The following is a 15,317-nucleotide window of genomic DNA, read 5'->3' on the forward strand; positions in this document are numbered from 1 at the left end:
CTGATGAGAATTATTCATAAACCTTTCCACAATAAGTTCAATGCTTCGCCGCATAAAACTGGCGATGAAGTTTACGAACTTCCTCCACAAGCTCAGGAACAGGGCCTTCTATTGTAGTATCACGTATGACTTCATGAATAGGCAAACTGCGTACACGTGATGTATAAACGACGTCCATTGCATTCAGCCATTGTGTTAACTGTTTTGAGGAACTTACATAAACAATCCTACCTAAGCCAACCCAGCCGTGAGCGGCAGCGCACATTGGGCAATGTTCGCCAGAGGTGTATACGGTTGCCTTGCTTCGCTCTTCAGTAGTCATGTTTTCAGCAGCCCAACGTGCCAGCGCAAATTCCGGATGCTGAGTATAATCCCCGCCCGAAACATGATTATGGTCTTCCGCAAGCGCGTCTCCGTTAGCAGAAACGAGAACTGAACCGAATGGCTCGTCTCCAACCTGCAAAGCAAATTTTGCAAGTTCAATACAGCGTCTTAGATGCTTTAAATCTGTCTCGTTTATCATGTTGAATCCTCCTTGAATATTAGAAGTAACTTACAATATTAAGTAATGAACTTTCATAAACGCTTTCCAATTAACGAGCCATTGCCTAAGCTTTACCTATTATTTTCTGCTCCAACTTTTATTAATATGTTGTCGAATTTCATGAAATCCTAGTTTTCGTGCACGTTGCAACGGTGTCATCCCATCTCTATCACCAATACTTGTATCAGCGTCATGATTGAACATGCCCGCGTTGAAGCAGGATAATCGTTATGCCTCTTTCCGATTCTCGTTTCATCGTTCATTAAAAATATGGTAACATGAAGATATTTAAACAAAAAATATATTAATACTATCAATTACTTAAGTTTTTCATATATAAAAGGAGGTTTTCTTCGATGGACATAAGACAACTGCGATATTTTATTGCAATTGTAGAGGAAAAAAGCATTTCAGCTGCTGCGAAGAGACTGCATCTTTCTCAGCCTCCATTAAGTCAACTATTGAAAGCAATGGAAGAAGAACTAGGCTCAATATTAATAGTGAGAAGCAAAAAACATTTAGAAGTAACGGAGGCAGGGAAAGCCTTATATAAATATGCTTTACAAATGATTCAGTTAATGGACGAGGCAAAGATGGAAGTGAAGGAAGTAGGAAGCGGAGTAAAAGGTAGACTAACGATAGGCGTAAATACGTTTTCGGATGTTTCGTTACCTGAAATCCTCCATCAATTTCGAAATCACTACCCTAAGGTGACGTTTAAAATTCAGCAAAATGAGTCTGCTGTACTTTGTCAATTAGTAAGAGATCGTGTAATTGAGTTAGCAATTATTCGATTACCGCTTGAGTTAAATGACTTTTCAGTTGTCCATCTTTATAATGAACCCTTCTATTTCATCACATCTAATAAACAGAAACCGTTCAATCATGAAGTAACACTTACAGACATTCAAAACTATCCGCTTATACTACCAAGTACACAAGGTTTAGGTGTTCATTATTTGATTTTGGAAGCTTTTTCTCGAATGAATTTAAATCCTGATCTAGTTGGTGAGTGCTCAGATATTTCTCTTTTAATGGATTTAATTTCATCTGATTTTTGCACGTCGATTGTTCCAGAGACATTGCTTAAACGTCATAAAGGGTATGCTATACATGCTTATAAAATTTCAGGTGCAACTGAGTTTTCGTCACCTGTTGGTTTAATATGGATGAAGAATTATCGCTTGTCCAATACCGCTGAACACTTTATCGAATTACTAAAAAATCATTTGCAACTGTATACATAACTGCATAGAGTTTCAAAAACCTTGTCACTTCACTTTAGTGACGGGTTTTTTGCGTTCTTTAATGCTAGAAAAATAAACATATATCAAGTATTTGCATTTACCAATAAAAAGTTACCGCTGAATTAGTAATTAACAAGTGATGAGTATTTAATGTGGAAATGGTTGATACTACTTATAGATGGATTATTTTATGCTAAAAAATGGAGGTTAGTACCTATGAAAAAGCTATTAATAGTATCACTTGCAACAATGGCACTACTTGCTGCATGTCAAAATAAAGCAGATGTTAAAAAAATGGAGGAAGTCAAAACAGAAAATACTGCAGATAAAAGGCAAGTAGAAATAACAAAAGGTCAAGCAAATGCCAATATTCTTAATAGCACAAACTGGCAGGGCACAAAAGTTTACGATAAAAATAAAAAAGATTTAACGGCTGAAAATTCAAATTTTATTGGTTTAGCCAAATATGACGCTGAGTCAGGACGTTATGAATTTTTCGATCCAAATACAGGTCAAAGCCGCGACGATAAAGGTGTTTTCTTTATTACGAATGATGGAAAACATAGAATATTGATTTCAGAAACGAAAAATTACCAAGCAATTGTTGAAATTACTGAGCTAACAAACAATATGTTCACGTATAAACGAATGGGGAAAGATGCAAATGGTAACGATGTAGAAGTATTCGTTGAGCATGTCCCTTATAAGGATAAAAAGCTTACATTTACTGGACCAGATAAAACTTTAAATACTTCTACAGGCACTATCGTAAAAGATATTGATGGAGATAAGATTTTAGCTGATACGCTTTGGCAAGGAACCGTTGTATTAGATGTAAACAAGAATGATGTAACACAGTATAATACAAATTTTATTAGCCTTGCGAAATATGATGCTAATACGAATAAATATGAATTTTTCAATCCTGAAACAGGTAAAAGTCGTGGTGACTATGGTTACTTTAATGTGATCGATGGAAATAAATTAAGAGCTCATGTTTCAATTGGTGACAAAAAATATGGGGCTGTGCTCGAAATAACTGAGCTAAATAATAAGAAATTCACATATAAAAGAACTGGTAAAGATAAAGACGGTAAGGATATAACAGTATTTGTCGAGCATGAGCCTTATACAGGTAAGTTTAAACCAGAATTTACACTAAAATAAACGGCAATAGTCCTCGTACAGATCAAACTCTCAAATTCAATACTTGAGAGTTTTTTTTACTTTCTGGCATAGTTTAATCACTAACTTCGTACACTGAATGTAAAAGGGTGGTGGATATAGGTGAAGCGCTGGCTTGCACTAGGAGTAATTATGCTGATGAGTATAGTGGTCGTGGCATACGAAACGAATGCTTCGGACCGCAACTTCTTCTTACCGGACCCACTTGGTGGCCTGAAAATAGTTATTGATGCGGGGCACGGAGGTCAGGATGGAGGGGCTTCAAAGGGCGAAGTAATTGAAAAGGAGATTACACTTGCAATTGCTCAGCATGTGGAGAAGCAATTAAAGAAAAAAGGCGCAACTGTCATAATGACACGAACAAAAGATGGAGATGTTATCGACGAACACGCGTCATCAGAAAAGTATGGAACATTGAGAGAACGAAAGAAGCAGGACATCTTTTTAAGAAAAGATATAGTAGAAAAAGAAAAACCGGATCTTTTTATTACTATTCATGCAAATGCCATTCCTGAAACAAAGTGGCGTGGTGCACAGGTGTTTTATCATAAAGAGGGACATGCTGAAAGTGAATTATTAGCCAAGAGCATTCAAGAATCTATTCGTACTAATTTGAAAAATACCGATCGAGAAGCGTTATCTATAAAACAAATATATTTACTGAAAAAAGCTGAGGTACCTGCTGCTCTAGTAGAAACAGGGTTTATAAGTAATGATGAGGAACGTGCACTATTAACTGATAAAAAATACCAAGAAAAAATGGGAGATGCAATTGTTGAAGGTATTGAAGCGTATTTATTAGCTAAAATTGAATAGAGCAACAACACAACGTAAATCAAATCATTTATGATATACTAACATTGAGATAATATAAGGGGAGTGTTCGTCGTGATAACTGAACAACAAGTACATGAAATATTAGGACAACTACAAGATCCATTTTTACATAAATCACTTGCAGAAACAGACGGTGTTACAAATGTAGCAATAAAAGAAGAGAAAAATCATGTCAGTGTAAAAATTGCGATTGCAAAAACAAATACACCTGAACAATTACAGTTCCAAATGAAAATTGTTGAAATTTTGAAAGAAGCGGGTGCTGATACAGTTGGTATTCGTTTCGAAGAGATGTCTGCAGAAAAACTTCAAAGCTTCCGTGGAGTTGCAACTGAGGCTGAGGCACAAGATATTTTATCTCCGCTTAGCACGGTACAAGTTATTTCAATTGCCTCTGGTAAAGGCGGTGTAGGGAAATCTACAGTATCAGTTAACTTAGCTGTTGCATTAGCTCGTCTAGGTAAGAAGGTTGGCCTGATTGATGCTGATATTTATGGATTCAGTGTACCTGATATGATGGGTGTTACAGATATGCCAAAAGTGGTAGACAATCGAATTTTCCCTGTTGATCGCCTTGGAGTGAAAATGATTTCAATGGGCTTCTTTGTTGAAAATAACGCACCAATTGTATGGCGTGGACCAATGTTAGGTAAAGTGTTAGATCAGTTCTTCCGTGATGTAGAATGGGGCGAGCTAGATTATCTACTATTGGATTTACCACCAGGTACAGGTGACGTTGCATTAGATATTCACCAGATGCTTCCTTCATCTAAAGAAATTGTCGTAACAACACCACATCCAACGGCAGCGTTCGTTGCAGCTCGTGCAGGTGCAATGGCTCTACAAACAGACCATGAAATTTTAGGTGTTGTTGAAAATATGGCATGGTATGAATCGAAATCAGGTGAACGTGAATTCGTTTTCGGTCAAGGTGGAGGTCCGAAATTAGCAGAAGAGCTACGTTCAGAGCTACTAGGCCAAATTCCTCTTGGTCAACCTGACTGGTCAGATGCGGATTTTGCACCTTCTGTTTATGCTGAAAAACACACAACAGGCCAAATTTATTTAGACATCGCGACGAAAATCATTAATAAATTAAATAAATAATGAAAACGGATTTCCTCAAACAATGGAGGAAATCCGTTTTTACATATAAGGGGTTACTGAGTGCTCTTTTCTTCTTTGTTTGTACCTTCACTGCCAGCTGCTTTTTTACCGCCTTCAGCTTTCCCAGCTTCACCGCCGCTCTTCTGAATAAGCTCCTGCCATTTTGCTTGCATAAGTGGACTTTCTATCGTTTCTTTCACAATTTCCTCCACTTGTTTCCTCATGTTGGAGGATTTTAAAATAGTCTCTAACTGTTTTTGCATATCTGGCTGACCAAAGAAAGCCTCCATATCCTTTTGGAAAGCAGGGTCTTTCATTAATTCCTTCATAATATCCTGCTGCTGCTTTTGCATACTTTTAGCTACCGTTTCTTTAAATTTTGGATCTTCAAATGTTTTCTTCCAAAATTCTTCTGCTTTCGGGGAAAGCAAGGTTTCCTCGGTAGCCTTCTTCACTTCTTCATGTTCCAAAACCAATAATTCACGGAAACTAGGGTCCTCTAAGAGCTGTCGCAACGCCTTTTTACCATCCTCGGTTTGTAAAGAGTCAATCATTATTTTTTTTATTTCATCATAGGACATGGTAGAGGTTTTCTCTTGTGAACAGGCAGAAAGAAAAAGTATTAGAAATAGTAATAAGGTAAATTTTCGCATTAATAATCAGTCCTTTCTATAGATAGACTCTTTCAATTATTGTTCACATTTACGATGACTTTATGTATTGGTTAGGATGAGAAATAGCTTTTTTAACGATGCATTGTTAAAATGAATACAGATATACATTGAGAAATTGGGGGACTTTTAGTTGTGACGATACGAAATTGGGCAAAGTTTTTCTTCTTTGCGATGCTCGTTGGTGGCGCAGTCAACGGAATTTGCAGTTTATTTATTCGATGGGAATTCTTCCAACCATATGCAGCAAATGGTCAATGGGGTGAATTCTTGGCCGGACTTTTATGGATGGTCTTCTTAGGATTTACAATGAGTGTTATTGCACAGGCAGGCTTTTTTGCGTATTTAACGCTCCATCAAGTGGGAGTTAATATTTTCAGAACACTGACATTATGGAATTGGGTACAGCTGTTATTAATTGCTATTACTATTTTCGATATTATTTTCTTCCGTTTTGTACCTGGCATCAAGGATGGGCAAAGTTGGGTATTCTATATTGGCTTGTTAATTGTATTAATATTCGGAGCCATAGCAACAGCCGTTCAAAAAGTAAAATTAACAGGAAAAAAACATGTTTTCATTTCAGCTTTATTTTTTATGGTTGTCGTTACAACATTGGAATGGACAATTGCATTAATGGGTCGTGATGAAAATATTAACGAGTATGTTGCATTATTACTATTTCCACTACTCGCGGTAAATGCTTATCAATTATTAGTATTACCAAAATATAATGCGAAATCCGATGAGGATCGTCAAAAATTAGAAGCACGCCGTAAAGCACGTCTTGAACAAGCAAAAAATGCATAATATTTAAAGAAAAAGTTGCCCCTAGAAAACGTAGGTGGCAACTTTTTTGTTAGGGTGATTTTTTAGTTTGCACTTTATAGCCAAATATATTTTCCTCAACCGACATAAATTTATTTTGTTGTAGAAATGTGTTTAGCTCTTTTAACGAGATTTGATTATTTTGGTGTAAAGAAATAAAAACAAAATCGCCCTTTTGTAATTTAGGTGTTTTTTCTCCTTTCCAGATTAGAGAGGGAGAAAGTATATTCATCTGCTGTTGGAATAAGTTTTTTTGTAAATCCTGAGAATATTGGTGGTTTCGAGTTGCAAACCAAAGCGGTGTTTCTTTCATGTGCTTTTCGTAAATATTAATATCTTTTTGCACGACGGCAAGATCAATTGGTTTATCCACTGAATCCTCAGGTCCTAATAATCCTGTAGGTAGTTTTCTCTCTTGAATAATTTTTATGTGTTCGGGTGAACGTTCAATCCAAGCAGCATCTAACAAGAGAAGCAGATAAGGTGCTTTTACAGTTTTTAGCCAATCCAACAGAGTATCATCAGAAAAAGAAATTTCGACAATAAGTGATGTACCATAATATCCTTTTGTTACAACTGCTGGAGCTTCAGCGATGTTAAATACAGAAATCATAGTAGAATTTATCGGCTTTATAAAGACAAAGAGTATTACGATAAAAAGTAGTGAAACCAACGTTTTACGAAACATCATAACGACCTCGTTTCTAGATAAAAATAAAGTTCTTAAAAAAACTTATGATTTAGTGTTGACTTTCATGAATAATCGATGTTATTATGTATAAGTCGCCAAGAGGTGACGCATTAAACGAAAAAATGAACCTTGAAAACTGAACAAGCAAAACGTAATCAATAAAGTTTTAAGTAATTAACTTTCGTTAGTGAACGAAACAAAATTTTGGACATCAAACATGATGCCAGCAAAACAATTTGAGCTAATCAAATTTCTTTTTATGGAGAGTTTGATCCTGGCTCAGGACGAACGCTGGCGGCGTGCCTAATACATGCAAGTCGAGCGAACAGAAAAGGAGCTTGCTCCTTTGACGTTAGCGGCGGACGGGTGAGTAACACGTGGGCAACCTACCTTATAGTTTGGGATAACTCCGGGAAACCGGGGCTAATACCGAATAATCTATTTTACTTCATGGTGAAATACTGAAAGACGGTTTCGGCTGTCGCTATAAGATGGGCCCGCGGCGCATTAGCTAGTTGGTGAGGTAACGGCTCACCAAGGCGACGATGCGTAGCCGACCTGAGAGGGTGATCGGCCACACTGGGACTGAGACACGGCCCAGACTCCTACGGGAGGCAGCAGTAGGGAATCTTCCACAATGGGCGAAAGCCTGATGGAGCAACGCCGCGTGAGTGAAGAAGGTTTTCGGATCGTAAAACTCTGTTGTAAGGGAAGAACAAGTACAGTAGTAACTGGCTGTACCTTGACGGTACCTTATTAGAAAGCCACGGCTAACTACGTGCCAGCAGCCGCGGTAATACGTAGGTGGCAAGCGTTGTCCGGAATTATTGGGCGTAAAGCGCGCGCAGGCGGTCCTTTAAGTCTGATGTGAAAGCCCACGGCTCAACCGTGGAGGGTCATTGGAAACTGGGGGACTTGAGTGCAGAAGAGGAAAGTGGAATTCCAAGTGTAGCGGTGAAATGCGTAGAGATTTGGAGGAACACCAGTGGCGAAGGCGACTTTCTGGTCTGTAACTGACGCTGAGGCGCGAAAGCGTGGGGAGCAAACAGGATTAGATACCCTGGTAGTCCACGCCGTAAACGATGAGTGCTAAGTGTTAGGGGGTTTCCGCCCCTTAGTGCTGCAGCTAACGCATTAAGCACTCCGCCTGGGGAGTACGGTCGCAAGACTGAAACTCAAAGGAATTGACGGGGGCCCGCACAAGCGGTGGAGCATGTGGTTTAATTCGAAGCAACGCGAAGAACCTTACCAGGTCTTGACATCCCGTTGACCACTGTAGAGATATGGTTTTCCCTTCGGGGACAACGGTGACAGGTGGTGCATGGTTGTCGTCAGCTCGTGTCGTGAGATGTTGGGTTAAGTCCCGCAACGAGCGCAACCCTTGATCTTAGTTGCCATCATTTAGTTGGGCACTCTAAGGTGACTGCCGGTGACAAACCGGAGGAAGGTGGGGATGACGTCAAATCATCATGCCCCTTATGACCTGGGCTACACACGTGCTACAATGGACGATACAAACGGTTGCCAACTCGCGAGAGGGAGCTAATCCGATAAAGTCGTTCTCAGTTCGGATTGTAGGCTGCAACTCGCCTACATGAAGCCGGAATCGCTAGTAATCGCGGATCAGCATGCCGCGGTGAATACGTTCCCGGGCCTTGTACACACCGCCCGTCACACCACGAGAGTTTGTAACACCCGAAGTCGGTGGGGTAACCTTTTGGAGCCAGCCGCCGAAGGTGGGATAGATGATTGGGGTGAAGTCGTAACAAGGTAGCCGTATCGGAAGGTGCGGCTGGATCACCTCCTTTCTAAGGATATTTTCGGAATACAAACCTAGGGTTTGTAAGATTACGTTTTGCGTTCAGTTTTGAAGGTTCATTCTTCTGAATGAAACACTTCAAAACTTGTTCTTTGAAAACTGGATAAAACGACATTGAAATTGTAACAAACACATTTATTTTTTAAGTTTTTTATAGGCTTAATAACTTGGTTAAGTTATTAAGGGCGCACGGCGAATGCCTTGGCACTAGGAGCCGAAGAAGGACGGCACTAACACCGATATGCTTCGGGGAGCTGTAAGTGAGCTTTGATCCGGAGATTTCCGAATGGGGGAACCCACTACGTTTAATCGCGTAGTATCTTGACGTGAATTCATAGCGTCTTGAAGGCAGACCCAGGGAACTGAAACATCTAAGTACCTGGAGGAAGAGAAAGAAAAATCGATTCCCTGAGTAGCGGCGAGCGAAACGGGAAGAGCCCAAACCAAGAGGCTTGCCTCTTGGGGTTGTAGGACACTCAATACGGAGTTACAAAAGAGCGAGTTAGATGAAGCGACTTGGAAAGGTCCGCCAGAGCAGGTAAAAGCCCTGTAGTCGAAAGTTCGTTCTCTCCTGAGTGGATCCTGAGTACGGCGGAACACGTGAAATTCCGTCGGAATCCGGGAGGACCATCTCCCAAGGCTAAATACTACCTAGTGACCGATAGTGAACCAGTACCGTGAGGGAAAGGTGAAAAGCACCCCGGAAGGGGAGTGAAAGAGATCCTGAAACCGTGTGCCTACAAGTAGTTAGAGCCCGTTAATGGGTGATAGCGTGCCTTTTGTAGAATGAACCGGCGAGTTACGATTACGTGCGAGGTTAAGCTTTAGAAGGCGGAGCCGCAGCGAAAGCGAGTCTGAATAGGGCGAATTAGTACGTGGTCGTAGACCCGAAACCAGGTGATCTACCCATGTCCAGGGTGAAGGTGAGGTAACACTTACTGGAGGCCCGAACCCACGCACGTTGAAAAGTGCGGGGATGAGGTGTGGGTAGCGGAGAAATTCCAATCGAACTTGGAGATAGCTGGTTCTCTCCGAAATAGCTTTAGGGCTAGCCTCGTGATGAGAATACTGGAGGTAGAGCACTGTTTGGACTAGGGGGCCATCCCGGTTTACCGAATTCAGACAAACTCCGAATGCCAGATATTTATACACGGGAGTCAGACTGCGAGTGATAAGATCCGTAGTCAAAAGGGAAACAGCCCAGACCACCAGCTAAGGTCCCAAAGTAATCGTTAAGTGGAAAAGGATGTGGCGTTGCACAGACAACCAGGATGTTGGCTTAGAAGCAGCCATCATTTAAAGAGTGCGTAATAGCTCACTGGTCGAGTGACGCTGCGCCGAAAATGTATCGGGGCTAAACGATTCACCGAAGCTGTGGATTGACATCTACGATGTCAGTGGTAGGAGAGCGTTCTAAGTGCGTTGAAGTCAGACCGGAAGGACTGGTGGAGCGCTTAGAAGTGAGAATGCCGGTATGAGTAGCGAAAGACGGGTGAGAATCCCGTCCACCGTATGACTAAGGTTTCCTGAGGAAGGCTCGTCCGCTCAGGGTTAGTCGGGACCTAAGCCGAGGCCGATAGGCGTAGGCGATGGACAACAGGTTGATATTCCTGTACCACCTCCTCACCGTTTGAGAAATGGGGGGACGCAGTAGGATAGGGTAAGCGCGCCGTTGGTTGTGCGCGTCCAAGCAGTAAGGCGTGTGTGTAGGCAAATCCGCACACTGTAACGTTGAGCTGTGATGGCGAGTCCGTATGGACGAAGTTCCTGATTTCACACTGCCAAGAAAAGCCTCTATCGAGGTGAGAGGTGCCCGTACCGCAAACCGACACAGGTAGTCGAGGAGAGAATCCTAAGGTGTGCGAGAGAACTCTCGTTAAGGAACTCGGCAAAATGACCCCGTAACTTCGGGAGAAGGGGTGCTCTTGAGCGTGCAAGCGCATGAGAGCCGCAGTGAATAGGCCCAGGCGACTGTTTAGCAAAAACACAGGTCTCTGCAAAACCGTAAGGTGACGTATAGGGGCTGACGCCTGCCCGGTGCTGGAAGGTTAAGAGGAGTGGTTAGCGCAAGCGAAGCTGCGAATTGAAGCCCCAGTAAACGGCGGCCGTAACTATAACGGTCCTAAGGTAGCGAAATTCCTTGTCGGGTAAGTTCCGACCCGCACGAAAGGCGTAACGATCTGGGCACTGTCTCAACGAGAGACTCGGTGAAATTATAGTACCTGTGAAGATGCAGGTTACCCGCGACAGGACGGAAAGACCCCGTGGAGCTTTACTGTAGCCTGATATTGAATTTTGGTACAACTTGTACAGGATAGGTAGGAGCCAGAGATCTCGGAGCGCCAGCTTCGAAGGAGGCGTCGGTGGGATACTACCCTGGTTGTATTGAAATTCTAACCCATGCCCCTTAGCGGGGCAGGAGACAGTGTCAGGCGGACAGTTTGACTGGGGCGGTCGCCTCCTAAAAGGTAACGGAGGCGCCCAAAGGTTCCCTCAGAATGGTTGGAAATCATTCGTAGAGTGTAAAGGCACAAGGGAGCTTGACTGCGAGACCTACAAGTCGAGCAGGGTCGAAAGACGGGCTTAGTGATCCGGTGGTTCCGCATGGAAGGGCCATCGCTCAACGGATAAAAGCTACCCCGGGGATAACAGGCTTATCTCCCCCAAGAGTCCACATCGACGGGGAGGTTTGGCACCTCGATGTCGGCTCATCGCATCCTGGGGCTGTAGTCGGTCCCAAGGGTTGGGCTGTTCGCCCATTAAAGCGGTACGCGAGCTGGGTTCAGAACGTCGTGAGACAGTTCGGTCCCTATCCGTCGTGGGCGTAGGAAATTTGAGAGGAGCTGTCCTTAGTACGAGAGGACCGGGATGGACACACCGCTGGTGTACCAGTTGTCTTGCCAAAGGCATCGCTGGGTAGCTATGTGTGGACGGGATAAGTGCTGAAAGCATCTAAGCATGAAGCCCCCCTCAAGATGAGATTTCCCATTACGCAAGTAAGTAAGATCCCTCAAAGACGATGAGGTAGATAGGTTCGAGGTGGAAGTGTGGTGACACATGGAGCTGACGAATACTAATCGATCGAGGACTTAACCAAAATGTTTGAAACATTCAATGCACCGTTTATCCAGTTTTGAAAGAACAAAACCTTTCATATAAGGGTTTCAAGATACGATGTATATTGAAAGCCGAAGAGAGCTTCAAGACACAAGTAGTACAAGGAAGCAAACGAGTGAATGAGCGAGCGTACCTCTGTACGTGACCGATTGAGCGAGAGAAGCTGACGCAGTAATACGCCGTGTATTGGAGATCGAAAATAGTCTAGTGATGATGGCAAAGAGGTCACACCCGTTCCCATACCGAACACGGAAGTTAAGCTCTTTAGCGCCGATGGTAGTTGGGGGCTTCCCCCTGTGAGAGTAGGACGTCGCTAGGCGCAAAAAGTCGCTGCTGATAAAATCAGTAGTGGCTTTTTTTATGTTCAAAAGAAGAAGGAGACATTTCAACCGAGTGATTGGTGAAATGTCTCCTTTATTATTTTATACAGTTGCTGCTCGTAACTCTATACGACGAATCTTGCCAGAAGTTGTTTTTGGTAGTTCATCGATAAAGACAATACTACGAGGATATTTATAAGGAGCTGTTAATACTTTAACGTGCTCCTGTAGCTCTTTTGTTAACTCGTCCTCATCTCGATCTCTGAAGCCTTCTCGTAAGATGACGAAGGCTTTAACAATATGTCCTCTAATTTCATCTGGTGCTGCAACAACAGCACATTCTTGTACAGCTTCATGTTTATTTAAAGCATCCTCTACTTCGAATGGACCAATTGTATAGCCTGATGAAATAATAATGTCATCTCCTCGACCTTCAAACCAGAAGTAACCATCTTCATCACATTTTGCTTGGTCACCGGTAATATACCAATCGCCACGGAAGGCAGCTTGTGTGCGTTCAGGCTCGCGATAGTACTCTTTAAATAGAGCAGGAGATGATTTGTGTATTGCGATATCTCCAACCTCTCCAATCGGTACCTCGTTGCCTTCATGATCTATAATACGGACAATATTGCCTGGGGTAGGAACACCCATTGACCCCGGACGTAACTCAGTGTTTTCAAGTGTGCCGATTAATAAAGTATTTTCCGTTTGGCCATAGCCATCGCGCACTTTAAGACCAAAGTTGTTCTTAAATGTTTCGATGACTGGTCGATTTAATGGCTCACCAGCAGAAACGGCACTACGTAGAGAAGATAGATTATAGTCTTTTAAATTATCAAGCTTCGCCATAATTCGATATTCTGTTGGAGTACAGCATAATACATTGACCTTCTCATCTTGAATTAGCTGAAGGTATGTTTTTGGATCAAATCCTCCGTGATAGACAAAGGCAGTTGCGCCCAACATAATTGTGGATAAAAATGGGCTCCAAATCCATTTTTGCCACCCTGGAGCTGCTGTAGCCCATACTAAATCACCTTCGCGTACACAAAGCCATTGAGAAGCAGCTGTTCTAATATGTGCATATCCCCAACCATGCGAATGAACAGCTCCTTTTGGTTTGCCGGTCGTACCAGATGTATAAGAAAGGAATGCCATATCATCTCGTTTAGTAGCAGCTGCTGTAAATGTATCTGGCTGTGTACTAGCCAATTCATCTAAAGATGTCCAATCACCTGTAGCAGAACCTATAATCAATTTATTATTTAAAGCTTCTACTGAAGATGTAATACGATCAACCTCACCAGTGAACGCTTCATAGGCAATTACGGCACTTGCAGAAGAGTGCTCCATACGATACTCTAAATCACTTGCACGTAACATTTCTGAACATGAAATAGGAACAATTCCAGCTTTTAGACAGCCAAGGAAGACAAAGTAAGCCTCAGGCAGACGTGGAATAATAACTAATACGCGATCTCCTTTTTGAAGCCCCTTCTTCGTAAAGGCATGCGCGTATTGATTCATTTTTTGTACAAGCTCAACATAGGAAATTGTCCGGCGCTCTTGTTGAGTGTTTAGCCATCGTATTGCTTGACGGTCACTATCCTGGGAAAATTTCTCTAACTCCTCTGTAATATTATAAAATTCTGGTGCAATTAAATCGTTTGTTACCATGTGAACATTCCTCCCCCAAACAAATTTAATAGAAAATTCATAAAACTATTCTCATTTTAACAATTACAATAATATACAGCAAGAATATTTTATACATAAGATAGAAATATTAGATTTAATAGAGAACTATTATGGTATTAGTTAATGTCCAGGAAAGCTTCGACAAAAAATATTAAAATTTTCACAAAAAGTATTGCATAATTTAGTGTGCTTGCTATAATAATAAATGTACTTAAGAGGTTTTAAAAACCAAATTGAATACTATTGTTCCGAAGTAGCTCAGTTGGTAGTAGCACCTGACTGTTAATCAGGTTGTCGCAGGTTCGAGTCCTGCCTTCGGAGCCATTTTTTTGCTCATTTTTATGATAATCTTATACATAAGAAAAATTTAAAAAAGTGTTGCAATAAAAAACAAATAGTGTTAGAATAAATATTGTCTTGTTTGAGACATTGAAAAATGGCCCCTTGGTCAAGTGGTTAAGACACCGCCCTTTCACGGCGGTAACACGGGTTCGAATCCCGTAGGGGTCACCATTTTAAAAGCTTTGTAGTAATGCGAAGGCTTAAAAAGAAAATAAACTGTTAAGAAATAAACACCTGTTTCTATGGAGGATTAGCTCAGCTGGGAGAGCATCTGCCTTACAAGCAGAGGGTCGGCGGTTCGAGCCCGTCATCCTCCACCATAATGTGTTATTTCGGAGGGGTAGCGAAGTGGCTAAACGCGGCGGACTGTAAATCCGCTCCTTAGGGTTCGGCGGTTCGAATCCGTCCCCCTCCACCAGTTTTTATAAATGATTGGGGTATAGCCAAGCGGTAAGGCAACGGATTTTGATTCCGTCATGCCTAGGTTCGAATCCTAGTACCCCAGCCATTTCTTCTTTTATGAGCCATTAGCTCAGTTGGTAGAGCATCTGACTTTTAATCAGAGGGTCGAAGGTTCGAGTCCTTCATGGCTCACTTTTTTATAGAATAAAACTTATTCAAAAGTGTTACATTAACTACAGATACTAATCTCTTACTGAAAACAGTAGGAGATTTTTTTTTATGTTCTTTTTCTGGCTCTTCATCGAAATATGTACGTAACTGCACATTCCACTCCGGTAGAGCGCTTTCTACGAACATAGTCTAAAGCCTCCTTGTTGCTCATACATCGCTCCTGCGGTGTCTGAGATCTCACGGCTATTCCTCTAGAAAGCTTTGCTCTGTGACGACAACAAAGTGACAGTAGCTACTCACCTTCCTTGGCGCCATATGCTTTCATGACAACAAAC

The 15,317-nt window shown here is 41.9% G+C and carries 10 protein-coding genes, 6 tRNA genes and 3 rRNA genes; 14 read left to right on the top strand and 5 right to left on the bottom strand.

Annotated elements, in window-relative coordinates:
* Positions 1–37 precede the first annotated feature (37 nt).
* Entirely contained in the window at positions 38–523 is a 486-nt protein-coding gene (locus ACB089_RS00300) for a nucleoside deaminase (protein WP_374964645.1), read from the bottom strand.
* 377 nt (positions 524–900) lie between these two features.
* Between ACB089_RS00300 and ACB089_RS00305 the strand changes: the two genes are divergently transcribed.
* The 4 genes from ACB089_RS00305 (at position 901) to ACB089_RS00320 (ending at position 4,920) form a co-directional block, all read left to right on the top strand.
* Positions 901–1,791 carry a LysR family transcriptional regulator gene (locus ACB089_RS00305; RefSeq protein WP_374964646.1) on the top strand — a complete coding sequence of 297 codons (891 nt, stop codon included), beginning with the start codon at positions 901–903 and terminating at the stop codon, positions 1,789–1,791.
* Positions 1,792–2,085: 294 nt separating this feature from the next.
* On the top strand, positions 2,086–2,958 hold the full coding sequence (locus tag ACB089_RS00310) for a DUF4822 domain-containing protein (protein ID WP_374967629.1): 873 nt from the start codon (positions 2,086–2,088) through the stop codon (positions 2,956–2,958).
* A gap of 120 nt (positions 2,959–3,078) precedes the next feature.
* A complete protein-coding gene (locus ACB089_RS00315) occupies positions 3,079–3,792 on the top strand; it encodes an N-acetylmuramoyl-L-alanine amidase (protein ID WP_374964648.1) in 714 nt (237 codons plus the stop codon).
* A gap of 72 nt (positions 3,793–3,864) precedes the next feature.
* Complete coding sequence (locus ACB089_RS00320) at positions 3,865–4,920, top strand: P-loop NTPase (protein WP_374964649.1); 1,056 nt, start codon at positions 3,865–3,867, stop codon at positions 4,918–4,920.
* A gap of 53 nt (positions 4,921–4,973) precedes the next feature.
* Here the strand turns inward: ACB089_RS00320 and gerD are convergent, their stop codons facing one another.
* Entirely contained in the window at positions 4,974–5,573 is a 600-nt protein-coding gene (gerD, locus tag ACB089_RS00325; RefSeq protein ID WP_374964650.1) for a spore germination lipoprotein GerD, read from the bottom strand.
* Between the two features lie 153 nt (positions 5,574–5,726).
* Here gerD and ACB089_RS00330 point away from each other — a divergent pair, with 153 nt between their 5' ends.
* Entirely contained in the window at positions 5,727–6,401 is a 675-nt protein-coding gene (locus tag ACB089_RS00330) for a KinB-signaling pathway activation protein (RefSeq protein WP_374964652.1), read from the top strand.
* 49 nt (positions 6,402–6,450) lie between these two features.
* Here ACB089_RS00330 and ACB089_RS00335 read toward each other — a convergent pair whose 3' ends face one another.
* Positions 6,451–7,110, bottom strand: a complete 660-nt coding sequence (locus tag ACB089_RS00335) for a hypothetical protein (RefSeq protein WP_374964653.1) — start codon at positions 7,108–7,110, stop codon at positions 6,451–6,453.
* A gap of 256 nt (positions 7,111–7,366) precedes the next feature.
* Between ACB089_RS00335 and ACB089_RS00340 the strand changes: the two genes are divergently transcribed.
* The 3 genes from ACB089_RS00340 to rrf all read left to right on the top strand — a co-directional run bounded on the left by ACB089_RS00340 (position 7,367) and on the right by rrf (position 12,365).
* A 16S ribosomal RNA gene (locus tag ACB089_RS00340) occupies positions 7,367–8,918 on the top strand.
* Between the two features lie 180 nt (positions 8,919–9,098).
* Positions 9,099–12,026, top strand: a 23S ribosomal RNA gene (locus ACB089_RS00345).
* Positions 12,027–12,249: 223 nt separating this feature from the next.
* Positions 12,250–12,365: ribosomal RNA gene (rrf, locus tag ACB089_RS00350) — 5S ribosomal RNA — on the top strand.
* Together the 16S, 23S and 5S rRNA genes form the textbook arrangement of a ribosomal RNA operon.
* A gap of 103 nt (positions 12,366–12,468) precedes the next feature.
* On the opposite strand, the gene mbcS is transcribed toward rrf, so the two are convergent.
* Complete coding sequence (gene mbcS / locus ACB089_RS00355) at positions 12,469–14,046, bottom strand: acyl-CoA synthetase MbcS (RefSeq protein WP_374964655.1); 1,578 nt, start codon at positions 14,044–14,046, stop codon at positions 12,469–12,471.
* A 268-nt stretch (positions 14,047–14,314) separates the two neighbouring features.
* Between mbcS and ACB089_RS00360 the strand changes: the two genes are divergently transcribed.
* The 6 genes from ACB089_RS00360 to ACB089_RS00385 all read left to right on the top strand — a co-directional run bounded on the left by ACB089_RS00360 (position 14,315) and on the right by ACB089_RS00385 (position 15,003).
* Positions 14,315–14,391: transfer RNA gene (locus tag ACB089_RS00360), tRNA-Asn, on the top strand.
* A 114-nt stretch (positions 14,392–14,505) separates the two neighbouring features.
* Positions 14,506–14,580, top strand: a tRNA-Glu gene (locus tag ACB089_RS00365).
* Positions 14,581–14,653: 73 nt separating this feature from the next.
* Positions 14,654–14,729, top strand: a tRNA-Val gene (locus tag ACB089_RS00370).
* Positions 14,730–14,743: 14 nt separating this feature from the next.
* Positions 14,744–14,827: transfer RNA gene (locus ACB089_RS00375), tRNA-Tyr, on the top strand.
* A 15-nt stretch (positions 14,828–14,842) separates the two neighbouring features.
* A tRNA-Gln gene (locus ACB089_RS00380) sits at positions 14,843–14,917 on the top strand.
* Positions 14,918–14,930: 13 nt separating this feature from the next.
* Positions 14,931–15,003 (top strand) — tRNA-Lys (locus ACB089_RS00385).
* Here ACB089_RS00385 and ACB089_RS00390 read toward each other — a convergent pair.
* A complete protein-coding gene (locus tag ACB089_RS00390) occupies positions 15,001–15,168 on the bottom strand; it encodes a hypothetical protein (RefSeq protein WP_374964656.1) in 168 nt (55 codons plus the stop codon). The two genes, ACB089_RS00385 and ACB089_RS00390, sit on opposite strands and share 3 nt — an antisense overlap.
* Positions 15,169–15,317: the final 149 nt, after the last annotated feature.

Origin of the sequence: Lysinibacillus sp. RS10 (assembly GCF_041956855.1) — a bacterium.
In the GTDB taxonomy this organism is placed as follows: Bacteria; Bacillota; Bacilli; order Bacillales_A; family Planococcaceae; genus Lysinibacillus; species Lysinibacillus xylanilyticus_A.

Bases quoted from the DNA above. Each gene is read 5' to 3' on its own strand.
- ACB089_RS00300 (WP_374964645.1), bottom strand. From the start codon at position 523: ATGATAAACGAGACAGATTTAAAGCATCTAAGACGCTGTATTGAACTT.
- ACB089_RS00305 (WP_374964646.1), top strand. From the start codon at position 901: ATGGACATAAGACAACTGCGATATTTTATTGCAATTGTAGAGGAAAAA.
- ACB089_RS00310 (WP_374967629.1), top strand. From the start codon at position 2,086: ATGGAGGAAGTCAAAACAGAAAATACTGCAGATAAAAGGCAAGTAGAA.
- gerD (WP_374964650.1), bottom strand. From the start codon at position 5,573: ATGCGAAAATTTACCTTATTACTATTTCTAATACTTTTTCTTTCTGCC.
- ACB089_RS00335 (WP_374964653.1), bottom strand. From the start codon at position 7,110: ATGATGTTTCGTAAAACGTTGGTTTCACTACTTTTTATCGTAATACTC.
- mbcS (WP_374964655.1), bottom strand. From the start codon at position 14,046: ATGGTAACAAACGATTTAATTGCACCAGAATTTTATAATATTACAGAG.
- ACB089_RS00390 (WP_374964656.1), bottom strand. From the start codon at position 15,168: ATGTTCGTAGAAAGCGCTCTACCGGAGTGGAATGTGCAGTTACGTACA.